The sequence below is a fragment of the Jeotgalibacillus aurantiacus genome (assembly GCF_020595125.1).
Taxonomy (GTDB): domain Bacteria; phylum Bacillota; class Bacilli; order Bacillales; family Jeotgalibacillaceae; genus Jeotgalibacillus; species Jeotgalibacillus aurantiacus.
This window is the reverse complement of record NZ_JACNMS010000001.1, coordinates 300,858-313,459: the sequence shown is the minus strand read 5'-3', so window position 1 is coordinate 313,459 and position 12,602 is coordinate 300,858. Positions and strand designations below refer to the sequence as shown.

The 12,602-nt window shown below is 45.5% G+C and carries 12 protein-coding genes; all 12 read left to right on the top strand.

Going from position 1 to position 12,602, the window contains the following annotated elements:
• Positions 1-192 precede the first annotated feature (192 nt).
• The 12 genes from H7968_RS01465 (at position 193) to H7968_RS01410 (ending at position 12,584) form a co-directional block, all read left to right on the top strand.
• Positions 193-1,050 carry a class II fructose-bisphosphate aldolase gene (locus tag H7968_RS01465; protein ID WP_227394480.1) on the top strand — a complete coding sequence of 286 codons (858 nt, stop codon included), beginning with the start codon at positions 193-195 and terminating at the stop codon, positions 1,048-1,050.
• A gap of 238 nt (positions 1,051-1,288) precedes the next feature.
• Positions 1,289-1,927: a fructose-6-phosphate aldolase gene (gene fsa, locus H7968_RS01460; RefSeq protein WP_227394479.1), complete on the top strand. Its 639-nt coding sequence runs from the start codon at positions 1,289-1,291 to the stop codon at positions 1,925-1,927.
• Positions 1,928-2,027: 100 nt separating this feature from the next.
• Positions 2,028-3,314 carry a UDP-N-acetylglucosamine 1-carboxyvinyltransferase gene (locus H7968_RS01455; RefSeq protein ID WP_227394478.1) on the top strand — a complete coding sequence of 429 codons (1,287 nt, stop codon included), beginning with the start codon at positions 2,028-2,030 and terminating at the stop codon, positions 3,312-3,314.
• 80 nt (positions 3,315-3,394) lie between these two features.
• On the top strand, positions 3,395-4,360 hold the full coding sequence (glpX, locus tag H7968_RS01450) for a class II fructose-bisphosphatase (protein ID WP_134375432.1): 966 nt from the start codon (positions 3,395-3,397) through the stop codon (positions 4,358-4,360).
• A 429-nt stretch (positions 4,361-4,789) separates the two neighbouring features.
• A complete protein-coding gene (gene rho / locus H7968_RS01445; protein WP_227394477.1) occupies positions 4,790-6,073 on the top strand; it encodes a transcription termination factor Rho in 1,284 nt (427 codons plus the stop codon).
• Between the two features lie 394 nt (positions 6,074-6,467).
• On the top strand, positions 6,468-6,668 hold the full coding sequence (gene rpmE, locus H7968_RS01440) for a 50S ribosomal protein L31 (protein ID WP_227394476.1): 201 nt from the start codon (positions 6,468-6,470) through the stop codon (positions 6,666-6,668).
• 375 nt (positions 6,669-7,043) lie between these two features.
• Complete coding sequence (locus H7968_RS01435) at positions 7,044-7,640, top strand: thymidine kinase (protein WP_134375438.1); 597 nt, start codon at positions 7,044-7,046, stop codon at positions 7,638-7,640.
• Between the two features lie 358 nt (positions 7,641-7,998).
• Positions 7,999-9,081: a peptide chain release factor 1 gene (gene prfA, locus H7968_RS01430; protein WP_227394475.1), complete on the top strand. Its 1,083-nt coding sequence runs from the start codon at positions 7,999-8,001 to the stop codon at positions 9,079-9,081.
• On the top strand, positions 9,065-9,928 hold the full coding sequence (prmC, locus tag H7968_RS01425) for a peptide chain release factor N(5)-glutamine methyltransferase (RefSeq protein ID WP_227394474.1): 864 nt from the start codon (positions 9,065-9,067) through the stop codon (positions 9,926-9,928). The genes prfA and prmC overlap by 17 nt, the downstream gene beginning before the upstream one ends.
• A gap of 53 nt (positions 9,929-9,981) precedes the next feature.
• A complete protein-coding gene (locus H7968_RS01420) occupies positions 9,982-10,548 on the top strand; it encodes a stage II sporulation protein R (RefSeq protein ID WP_227394473.1) in 567 nt (188 codons plus the stop codon).
• A 188-nt stretch (positions 10,549-10,736) separates the two neighbouring features.
• The gene (locus H7968_RS01415; RefSeq protein ID WP_227394472.1) at positions 10,737-11,771 is read left to right on the top strand and encodes an L-threonylcarbamoyladenylate synthase; all 1,035 of its coding nucleotides are present in this window, start codon (positions 10,737-10,739) and stop codon (positions 11,769-11,771) included.
• A gap of 294 nt (positions 11,772-12,065) precedes the next feature.
• Complete coding sequence (locus H7968_RS01410) at positions 12,066-12,584, top strand: manganese efflux pump MntP (RefSeq protein WP_227394471.1); 519 nt, start codon at positions 12,066-12,068, stop codon at positions 12,582-12,584.
• The last annotated feature ends 18 nt before the right edge of the window (positions 12,585-12,602 follow it).

Genomic DNA, 12,602 nt, shown 5'->3' with positions numbered 1-12,602 from the left:
TTGCCCGTTAGGAATGAAGATGTGTCCGGTCCTGTTTTTATGTACATTTAAGAAACATAGGGCTCCTGCATGGTCAAATCGCTCAGTGTTTGATATGATACTATGGAAAATGGTTGTGAAGAGTAATGGTTTTGACGTAAACTTGAAAAAGGCGAGCGTTAATAACCATTCATTTTAAGGAGGAAAACGATTATGCCATTAGTATCAATGACAGACATGCTGAACAAAGCAAAGGATGGGGGCTATGCAGTAGGCCAGTTCAACCTGAATAACCTTGAGTTTACACAGGCGATTCTTCAGGCAGCTGAAGAAGAGAAATCACCTGTTATTCTTGGTGTTTCTGAAGGTGCGGCACGCTACATGAGCGGATTTAAAACGGTTGTGAAAATGGTTGAAGGTCTTCTTGAAGACTTAAACATCACAGTACCAGTGGCAATTCACCTTGATCACGGTTCAAGCTATGAAAAATGTAAAGAGGCGATTGATGCAGGCTTTACATCTGTTATGATTGATGCTTCACACGGTCCTTTTGAAGAAAACGTGGAAGTAACTTCACGCGTAGTTGAATACGCACATTCAAAAGGTGTTTCTGTAGAAGCAGAACTTGGCGTTGTCGGCGGTCAGGAAGATGACGTAGTAGCAGACGGCGTTATCTATGCTGATCCAAAGGAATGTAAAGAGCTTGTTGAGCGTACAGGTATTGATACGCTTGCGCCGGCACTTGGTTCTGTTCACGGTCCTTACAAAGGTGAACCAAACCTTGGATTCGTTGAAATGGAGCAGATCGGCCGCGAAACAGGTGTACCAATCGTTCTTCACGGTGGTACAGGCATTCCGACGAAAGATATCCAAAAAGCGATTTCTTACGGAACAGCTAAAATCAATGTAAACACGGAAAATCAGATCGCTTCTGCGAAAGTAGTACGTGAAGTACTGGCTGCAGACAGCGAAGTATATGATCCGCGTAAATACTTAGGACCAGCACGTGAAGCCATTAAGAACACGGTTATTGGCAAAATGCGTGAGTTTGGTTCTTCAAACCAAGCATAATAACGATTTAAACACTTAGTTTCAGAGGGGTAGAAATTGAGTCGTTTGAAAAGAGGGCTGACTCATAAACAGACAGGCCGCTTTGCAGTTTGCATCGCGGTCCAACGTTTTTTGAGTCAGCTTTTTTGCAAACGATGTAAGCGCTTGTTTCATTTTGAAATATGCCTTAATCCGGTTAGAGGGTCCGGACGAGGTACAGTAAATAGTAAGAATTAGAGTAGAGAAAGGATGGGTTAAGATGAAATTTTTTATCGATACAGCTAACATGGAAGAAATTAAAGAAGCACACAGCTGGGGCATTTTAAGCGGAGTAACAACAAATCCGTCGCTTGTCGCGAAAGAAAACATTTCATTTCACGATCGTCTGAAGGAGATTACGTCTCTTGTAGATGGATCTGTCAGTGCAGAAGTCATTTCACTTGATGCAGAAGGAATGATTCGTGAAGGGAAAGAGCTGGCTGCAATCGCACCGAATATTACGGTTAAGGTTCCAATGACGCCGGACGGCTTAAAAGCAACGTCCGCTTTTGCAAAAGAAGGCATTAAAACGAATGTAACGCTTGTTTTCAGTGCGAACCAGGCACTTTTAGCAGCGCGTGCAGGCGCATCATATGTATCACCGTTTTTAGGAAGACTTGATGATATTGGTCATGACGGAATGGAATTGATCAGTACGATTTCTGAGATTTTTGCACTTCACGGCATTGACTCTGAAATCATCGCAGCATCGATCCGCCATCCGCAGCACGTCACACAGGCTGCACTGAATGGTGCGCACATTGCCACTTGTCCAATGAAGGTATTGAAGCAAATGTATAATCACCCATTAACGGAAGCAGGAATCGAAGCCTTTTTGAATGATTGGAACAATCGATAAAACGATACAAAGGAATTCCGGCTTCCTTCACATGATTCGATCAGGAGTAGACATACTAAGAAAAAGAACTCACTGATCAAGCGGAAGGAGCTCTTACAACATGGAAAAACTCAAAATCGAAGGAGGACGCCCTCTTTCAGGAACAATCAAAGTCAGCGGTGCCAAAAACAGTGCAGTGGCACTGATTCCCGCTACGATTTTAGCAGATACGCCAACAGTTATTGAAGGATTACCTGATATTTCAGATGTTCAGACGCTGAAGGAACTGCTTGAGGAAATTGGTGGCGACGTGTCATTTGATGATGGTGAGATGTACGTGAACCCTGAGAACATGGTTGCGATGCCATTACCAAATGGACGTGTGAAAAAACTGCGTGCCTCTTATTATCTGATGGGTGCAATGCTTGGGAAGTTTAAAAAAGCGGCTATTGGCCTGCCAGGTGGCTGTCACCTTGGACCACGCCCGATAGATCAGCACATTAAAGGCTTTGAAGCGCTCGGTGCGAAAGTAACAAACGAACAGGGTGCGCTTTATCTTCGTGCAGATGAATTAACCGGAGCACGCATTTACCTTGATGTTGTAAGTGTTGGTGCAACGATTAATATCATGCTTGCCGCTGTCCGTGCCAAAGGCCAGACGATTATTGAGAATGCCGCAAAAGAGCCTGAAATCATTGATGTGGCAACGTTACTGACGAATATGGGAGCGAAAATCAAGGGAGCGGGAACGAACGTGATCCGCATCGATGGTGTTGATGAACTGAAAGGTACGCGCCACACGATCATTCCGGATCGCATTGAAGCCGGTACATACATGATTCTCGGAGCAGCAGCCGGTCATGGTGTCACCATTGAAAATGTCATTCCCCTTCATATGGAATCACTGATCGCCAAAATGCGTGAAATGGGCGTTCCGATTGAAGTCGGGGATGAAGAAATTCACATTGGTAAAGCAGATACACTGCAGTCCATTGATATTAAGACACTTGTCTACCCTGGATTTCCAACGGATCTACAGCAGCCAATGACGTCTCTTATGACGAAAATTCAAGGTACGGCTATGGTTACAGATACGATTTACTCTGCCCGTTTCAAGCATATTGACGAATTAAAGCGGATGAATGCAAATATTAAAACAGAGGGTCGCTCTGCAATTGTGTACGGACCGTCCAACCTCCAGGGAGCAAGAGTAAAAGCTTCTGACCTTCGTGCTGGGGCAGCCCTCGTCATTGCCGGACTGATGGCGGATGGGATTACTGAAGTTACAGGGCTTGAGCATATCGACCGCGGTTACAGTGATTTGATCGAAAAGCTGACGGGACTCGGTGCTAATATCTGGCGGGAAGCCATGACAGAAGAAGAGCTGGAACAGGTTAAAAACGCCTGATTTTTTAAATAGTATGTCATAATCACGATTCAATGTGTTATACTTATTCCCGACAATGAAATCGTGAGGAGTTGGGCAGAATGGAACGCAGTTTATCGATGGAACTTGTACGTGTAACCGAAGCAGCCGCGCTGGCATCAGCAAGATGGATGGGAAGAGGTCTGAAAAACGAAGCGGACGATGCTGCGACAACAGCGATGCGTGACGTATTTGATACAATTCCTATGAAAGGGACTGTTGTGATCGGTGAAGGGGAAATGGACGAAGCGCCGATGCTTTATATCGGTGAAAAGCTTGGAACCGGATATGGTCCCCGTCTTGATGTGGCAGTGGATCCGCTTGAAGGGACAAATATTGTCGCATCAGGCGGCTGGAATGCACTCGCAGTATTAGCGGTTGCGGACCATGGAAATCTTCTGAACGCACCTGATATGTACATGGACAAAATTGCTGTTGGACCTGAAGCGGTCGGATGTATTGATATCAATGCTTCTGTTCTGGACAACCTGAAAGCCGTTGCTAAAGCGAAAAATAAGGATGTCGAAGACGTAGTGGCAACCGTTTTGAATCGTGAACGCCATGCGAAAATTATCGAAGAACTTCGAAGCGCGGGAGCCAGAATCAAACTGATTAATGACGGGGACGTAGCCGGTGCCATTAACACGGCATTTGATGCAACCGGTGTCGATATTCTGTTCGGATCAGGTGGTGCACCTGAAGGCGTGATTGCAGCTGTCGGATTGAAATGCCTCGGCGGTGAAATCCAGGGACGACTGCTTCCGCAAAACGACGAAGAAATCGAACGCTGCAGAAAAATGAATATCGACGTGAACAAAGTGCTGCTGATGGAAGATCTCGTACGCGGAGATGATGCCATTTTCGCAGCAACCGGTGTAACAGACGGCGAACTTCTAAAAGGCGTTCAGTTCAAAGCCACCTACGGAGAGACACATTCTCTTGTTATGCGTGCGAAATCAGGAACCGTTCGCTTTATCGAAGGAACGCACAGTCTGAAGAAAAAACCGAACCTTGTCATGAAATCGTAATCCGGCCCTAAGCCTGATTAAACCGGCTCTGGATCCAGTCAATGACCATTTTTCCAGAGCCTTTTCTTTTTTAATATTGATTGTCTTACTCAATAAGAGTAGAATGATGAATGACTTCAGCTAGACAGCCTCTATTATATCTACAAATCTGATTTCCTTGCCGAACTATCATCAATAGAATGATCCGCTGAAGACCTAACTAAGCATTATTATTTCTAAATGCCGTTGATTTCCGCTGCAGGCGGACGCTTTCCGCGGGGCGGGCGGTGAGCCCCTTCGATGCTTCGCATCTTCAGGGTCTCACCTGTCCCGCTTTATCCCGCTGGAGTCGCCGCCTTCCGCTACAATCAACTATGTGTGTATGAAATAATGCTCGGACAAACATAACGAATTTTTTATATGTAAAAATAAAAGAAGTGTGGTGTCTTTATGGAAGAGTTAAAAATGTCGTCACTCGACAATATGAAATTGAAAGATTTATATGAACTTGCCAAGCAGTACCGGGTTTCCTATTACAGCAAGCTGACAAAAAAGGAACTGATTTTTGCCATCCTGAAATCGCGTGCTGAACAGGAAGGCTATTTCTTTATGGAAGGCGTTCTTGAGATCATTCAATCAGAAGGCTTTGGATTCCTCCGCCCGATTAATTACTCTCCAAGCTCAGAGGATATTTATATTTCAGCTTCCCAGATCCGCCGATTTGATCTTCGAAACGGTGATAAGGTGTCAGGAAAAGTGCGTCCTCCAAAAGAAAATGAACGTTACTTCGGACTTCTGCACGTTGAAGCAGTAAACGGTGAAGATCCGGAAACGTCTAAAGAGCGCGTGCATTTCCCTGCACTGACTCCTTTATATCCTGACCGCCAGATTAAGCTTGAAAACCAGCCGCGTCAGCTGTCAACGCGAATCATGGATTTAGTATCACCGGTTGGTTTCGGACAGCGTGGTTTGATCGTTGCGCCGCCAAAAGCAGGGAAAACGATGCTGCTTAAGGAAATCGCAAACTCTGTCACAACGAATCACCCGGAAGCTGAACTGATCGTGCTGCTGATCGATGAGCGTCCGGAAGAAGTAACAGATATCGAACGTTCGGTGCAGGCGGATGTAGTCAGCTCTACATTTGACGAAGTGCCTGAAAACCATATTAAGGTGGCAGAGCTTGTATTAGAGCGTGCGATGCGACTCGTTGAGCATAAGCGTGACGTCATCATCCTGATGGATAGTATCACACGTCTTGCCCGTGCCTATAACCTGGTAATCCCGCCAAGTGGCCGTACACTGTCGGGTGGTATTGACCCTGCGGCCTTCCACCGTCCAAAGCGCTTTTTCGGAGCGGCGCGTAATATCGAAGAAGGCGGCAGCTTAACGATCCTGGCAACAGCACTTGTTGATACAGGATCCCGAATGGATGAAGTCATCTATGAAGAATTTAAAGGAACAGGTAACATGGAGCTGCATCTTGATCGCAACCTTGCAGAACGCCGCATCTTCCCTGCGATTGATGTACGCCGAAGCGGCACGCGTAAAGAAGAGCTGCTTGTACCGAAAGATCATCTGGACAAGCTATGGGCGATCCGCCGCGCGCTTTCTGACTCTCATGATTTCGGCGAGCGCCTCATCCGTAAAATTCGCCAGACGAAGACAAATGATGAGTTTTTCCAAAACCTGACCGACGAAATGAAGGCAGGCAGCAACGCGAGAAATAAATCTTAATCATATTTGAAACGGTTCTCTTCTTTAAGAAGAGGACCGTTTTTTAATGTGGCGGTACGGAGATTCGTGAGTTTACAGGTGGAATTCGTCAGTTCATCATCGAAGTTCGTGAGGATAGGCGGCGGGTATGTGAGGTTAGCCCCGAAGTTCGTGAGGTTGCGGGAAAGTTCGTGAGTTTAGTGGAATAAGTCCCATCCCCGCCGCTCCCCGAGATCTCACTACCGCCAGCTCGACTGTTCACCAACATACCTGATTCTTTTTCAAAATCATATTGTCACCTCAAATCATCACTGTTATAATGTAAGCAGTGTGCTTGAAAGATCACTGGCGGCATGCTAGTATAGTAAATACTTACTCTGTTCCAGATGGTTCAGGGCGGAAGGAGATGACAGAGATGAAAGCTGAAATTCATCCAAATTACAAAGTCGCAAAGGTTACTTGTACTTGCGGTAATGAATTTGAAACAGGTTCTGTAAAGGAAGACATTCGCGTAGAGGTTTGCTCTGAGTGTCACCCATTCTACACAGGACGTCAGAAGTTCGCTGCTGCGGACGGTCGTGTTGATCGCTTCAACAAGAAATACGGCCTTAAGTAAGTCGTTTAATCGTAAATCAAAACAGGCGAGAAAATTTTTCTTGCCTGTTTTTTTACGGTTAAAATCAGGCGTCAGAGGGAATAGTACATCGAAATCAGTCGAAACGCTCTTGAATTGGAACGTTTTTTTTCATAAACTAAAGTCATGTCTTTAAGCGATATATGACACTGAACTTCAATGCTGTTTAATCGAAAAACAGCTGGATATACACAAGTCTGCAGGATGATCCGCAGCACAAAGCGGGGCATTCTTTTCTTTTTTATCGTAAAACGCTGAAAAAAATCAGCATCCCCTAAATCAGTAAAATTTCTCTTAATTTATGTATCAGGTACATAAAAGAAGCGGTCGAAACGAATCGAAGGAGCTGAATGGAACGTGTATGTAATGAAACAGACGGGATGGGTGGAAGTGATTTGCGGAAGTATGTTTTCCGGAAAATCAGAAGAGTTAATCCGGAGAGTCAGACGAGCGCAATTTGCCCGTCAGCATATTCTTGTATTTAAACCGAAACTCGATGACCGTTACAGTGAAGAAGCAATTGTTTCCCACAACGGGGCATCCGTTATTGCACTGCCGGTTGAACACTCAAGTGAAATCCTTGACCAGGTCACAGAGGAAGCAGATTTAATTGCCATTGATGAAGTGCAGTTTTTTGATGAAGGCATTATCGAAGTGGTTACAACCCTTGCAGATAAAGGATTCCGTGTCGTAACAGCGGGACTTGATCAGGATTTCAGAGGTGAGCCGTTTGGTCCGATGCCTCATCTGATGGCTTTGGCGGAACAGGTCACGAAGCTTCAGGCTGTTTGTGCAGTATGCGGTTCACCGGCAAGCCGAACACAGCGCCTGATCGAAGGCCGCCCGGCAGGCTATGATGACCCGATCATTTTAGTCGGCGCATCCGAAGCCTACGAACCACGCTGCCGCCACCACCACGAAGTACCAACTGGTGTAACGGTTGGTGAAGAGTGATAAACGGTAAAGAAGGCTAAAAGCTCTCTTCTTTTGTAGCTTCAAAAGAGAGTGTTCTTAGTTAACATCATTACCCTTTTTATCATTTCAATAGGCGGGAAAGTACCACAAAGTGCCGGGACATTCCGAAGACTCCTGTGGCGGAAAGGGACAGGTGAAACCGACTGTGCGAAGCGCAGGCGGGTTCACCGCCCGGCCACGGAAAGCGTAGGAATGTCCCGGCACGGTTTTTAGAAAATTTCAACCTAAACGGGTGGGACAACCTCATGTCCCGCCCGTTTTTTAAGGAAAACGCATCCTAGGAAATAATTGTCCAACCGCCATCCATCGGATATACTATCTAAAGAGGTGAAGAATCATGTTTGATCGTTTACAAGCGGTAGAAGACCGTTATGATAAATTAAATGAATTACTAAGTGATCCTGAGATCGTCAATGATACAAAAAAGCTGCGTGAGTATTCTAAGGAGCAGTCTGATCTGACGCCAACGGTTGAAGCGTACCGCCGTTATAAAGAGGTGTCTGAGCAGCATAAAGATGCCAAGGAAATGCTCAATGAAAAGCTTGATTCTGACATGCGCGACATGGTGAAAGAGGAAGTAAATGAGCTTTCTGCTGAGCTTGAAGAGCTTGAAGAGCGACTGCGCATTCTGTTACTGCCTAAGGATCCAAATGATGATAAAAACGTTATCATGGAAGTTCGCGGTGCTGCTGGTGGAGATGAAGCGGCGCTGTTTGCTGGTGACCTTTACCGTATGTACAGCCGTTATGCAGAATCTCAAGGCTGGAAAATTGAAGTGATGGATGCGAGCACGACAGGTGTTGGCGGTTATAAAGAAATTACGTTTATGATCAACGGAACGGGTGCTTACTCCAAGATGAAATATGAAAATGGCGCGCACCGCGTTCAGCGTGTTCCTGAGACAGAATCAGGAGGACGTATTCACACGTCCACGGCAACGGTTGCGTGTCTTCCTGAGGTGGAAGAAGTGGAAGTGGATATTAACGAGAAAGATATCCGCGTTGATACGTTTGCGTCGAGTGGACCGGGTGGACAGTCGGTTAATACAACGATGTCTGCTGTTCGTCTGACGCATTTACCGACAGGGGTTACGGTTTCCATGCAGGATGAAAAATCGCAGATTAAAAATAAAGAAAAAGCGATGAAAATTCTGCGTGCCCGTATTTATGACAAGTTCCAGCAGGAAGCGCAGGCAGAATATGATGCAGTGCGTAAATCTGCGGTAGGAACGGGAGATCGTTCTGAACGTATCCGTACGTATAACTTTCCTCAAAACCGGGTGACGGATCACCGAATCGGCCTGACGATCCAGAAGCTCGATCAGATTTTGCAGGGTAAAATGGATGAAGTCATTAATGCGCTCATTATGGAAGAGCAATCCGCTAAAATGGAGTCTATGAATAATGGCGACTCGCTATAAACTGTATGAGGCCCTTCAATGGGCTTCTTCTTATTTAGAGGAGCATGATCGTGAGGGGCACGCGGCGGAATTGCTGCTCAGACATGTCACACGTCTGAGCCGTTCCGCTTTTTTTGCGGAAATGCGGGAAGAACTCCCGGATGAAACGTTCAAAAAATTTCAGCAGGCGGTTGAGGATCATAAAAATGGGATCCCTGTTCAGCATATTATCGGCTACGAGGAATTTTACGGGCGTTCCTTTGAGGTCAACGGGGATGTGCTCATTCCGAGGCCTGAGACCGAAGAACTGATTTACCATGCGCTGAACAAAGCTGATCGTCTTTTTGAAAATGATCAGTCTCTTGTGGCTGTGGATATCGGCACAGGCAGCAGTGCGATCGCAACGACATTAAAGCTTGAACGTCCATCATGGAAGGTGACGGCAACGGACCTTTCACAAGCGGCGCTGAAGACAGCAAAACGAAATGCAGACAGATTAGGAGCAGATGTAGCGTTTTTGCAGGGAGACTTGTTAGAGCCGGTTAAAGATCTTAAAATAGATATTCTTTTATCAAACCCTCCTTACATCCCCTATGATGACCTGAAGACGATGTCAGATGTCGTAACGGATCACGAACCTCATCAAGCGTTATTTGCGGATGAAAATGGTCTGGTCCTGTACCGTAAAATGTGTGAACAGCTGCCGGGATTAATGAACGTGCCTGGCCTGATCGGATTTGAGGTAGGCGCAGGCCAGGGGGAAATCGTAGCTGACATGCTTCGAAACGCTTTTCCACAGGGGAAAACGGAAGTGATTTTTGATATAAATGGAAAAGATAGAATGGTTTTTTGTGAGCTTCACGTTTAAAACATGAAAAATTCGTCCACAATGCTGTTAACAAACATTGTGGAGGAATCAACATGCTTTATAAAACCATTATTCTTGTAATCATTTTATCTTTTACAGTCGTGATTAAGGCACATGCTTCCGAAGAAGATGTACGTCTTCGTGTGATTGGACATAGCGACTCCATATATGATCAGGAAGTCAAGCAGGCCCTTTTTTACGAGGTGACAGCTGATTTAAAGCGGCGATTTGGAAATCAGAAGCTTACTAAAATAGGGATGACCGAATTCCTCCAGAAGGAAGTCAATGTTCTTGAGGAGGAGTACCGGGATGCATTATATGAAATAGGTGGAACGGATGAATTGGAAGTTTCGTTTGAGCCGCACACTTTCCCGGATGGTCAGACGTTTCAGACGCTGGTCGTGAAAATTGGTGAGGCTGAAGGTGCGAACTGGTGGTGTGCGCTGTTTCCTGATCTGTGCGGACAAATCCTGCTTGTGGATGAAAAGAAATCGGAGGAAGAGAGTGCGTGTGAATCGGACTTATCCCCAGAAAAAAGTCTGTCGAATAAAGATATTAAGGTGGAATCATTTATCCTCAATTGGGTGTCCGGGACATGGAACCGCTTAACTGAAAAGTAGTGGATAACTGGATTTATTCACATACTTGTGCACAAATCAGTAAAAGTTATGCACAATTTGTGGATAAAAAATGTTATCTATTATTTAAATTCAATATAATATACTAATAATGAGATTAGAATGTTGATAAATCAATATGTCGAAAAAAATAGAATCATAAAGAAATATTAATATGAGAGGTGATTCGCATGGAGACAAAACGATGGACTGTGGATAGTGGTGTGGATGAAAAAATAAGTTATCCACAGATTCAAGAAGCGGCTCATTTTTTACAGCGTGGCCATGTCGTTGCCTTTCCGACTGAAACCGTTTACGGACTTGGAGCAGATGCAACAAGTGATGCAGCTGTAAAGGGAATTTTTGAAGCAAAGGGTCGTCCATCAGATAATCCGCTGATTGTGCACGTATCGTCTGTGGGCGAGCTGGATCGTCTGGTTGCTGAAATTACAGATGTGGAGCGGAAGCTGATGAAAGCTTTCTGGCCTGGGCCTTTAACGATCATTTTTAGAAAAAAAGAAGGCGTGTTTTCCAGTCTGGTGACCGCTGACCTTAACTCTGTCGGCATTCGAATGCCTAATCATCCGGTTGCGCTTAACCTAATCCGTTTAGCCGGGAAGCCGCTTGCTGCGCCAAGTGCCAATACGAGTGGAAAGCCGAGTCCGACGACAGCAGACCATGTTGCCAGAGACTTGACCGGAAAGGTTGCAGGGATCGTGGATGGTGGCGAAACCGGTGTCGGACTGGAATCCACTGTGATAGATTGTACAGTGACACCACCGATGATTCTCCGTCCAGGCGGTGTATCAAAAGAAGAAATCGAGCAATGTATTGGTAAAGTGGATCTGGACCCATCTTTGAAAAAAGAGGATTCGCCACGCTCGCCGGGTATGAAATATACGCATTATGCCCCAACTGCCCCGATGTTTCTTGTCAGAGACTCGACCTCCATGCAAAAGCAGATCAACATACTTCGGGATGAAGGGAAAAAAGTTGGTGTACTCGTCACACGTGAAACGGCTGAGGATCTCTCGGCCGATTTTGTGCGTATTTGTGGCTCGAGGCATCAACTGGATGAGGTGGCCAGACAGCTTTACGGCGGCATCCGCTCATTTGATGATACAGACGCAGACGTGATTTTAGCTGAAACGTACCCTCCTCAGGGGATCGCTCAAGCCATTATGAACCGTCTTGAAAAAGCAGCCGGGCAGAAATGGCTGGATTAAAAAAGAATTCCTATGAAGAAACCCGGAAGGTGAAGTGCTTTCCGGGTTTTAGTGTGGCGTCATTAAAAGATAAGCTAATAGTCCCTACTTTACGATATTGATATGAAATGTTCCGAAAAAAGGATAGAACTTTTCGAAGGTCTTCTAAAATCTTTTGAACCTTTATGCAAATTCTTCGAACCTATACAAAAATCCCGCGAACCTCACACGATGGCCCAAGTCTCTTCACAAACTGAACATACACCTGCTCTGTTTTACATAAACTAAGATGACATAATCAGAGGGGGTCTCTTGTTGGAATTTACGATTTTACTTGCCCTGGCTCTCGGAATGGATGCTTTCTCAGCAGGGATCGCTGTCGGTTCTCGAAAGCTCTCGCCGTTTGTGAAATGGGGGGTCAGTGTGTTGACGGGGTTGTTACATATTATCCTGCCACTAAGCGGTATGCTGATCGGCAGTCACCTATTGGAGGCTGTTAATTGGATTGGTGTGGTTCTGATGACTTTAATTGGATTTCAGATGATTTTTGCAGGATTTAAAAAGCGGTCGGAAGAAGTCCCGCCTATGTCCATAATAAATTGGGTCGCGTTTTCATTTGCAGTCAGCCTGGACAGCCTTTCTGTTGGCATTACGCTTGGCTTGACCAATATTCAGGATTGGACAGCTGTCCTTCCGTTTGGCATTGCAGCCTTTCTTTTGACCCGGATAGGACTTGCTCTTGGTCAGGTTGTAACACTTACGGCAGGAAGATTTAGTGAAGTGATTGGAGGGAGTATATTAATTGGTCTTGCCATGAGAATGGTACAAGGCTAGAAACCGGCTGGTCATGGA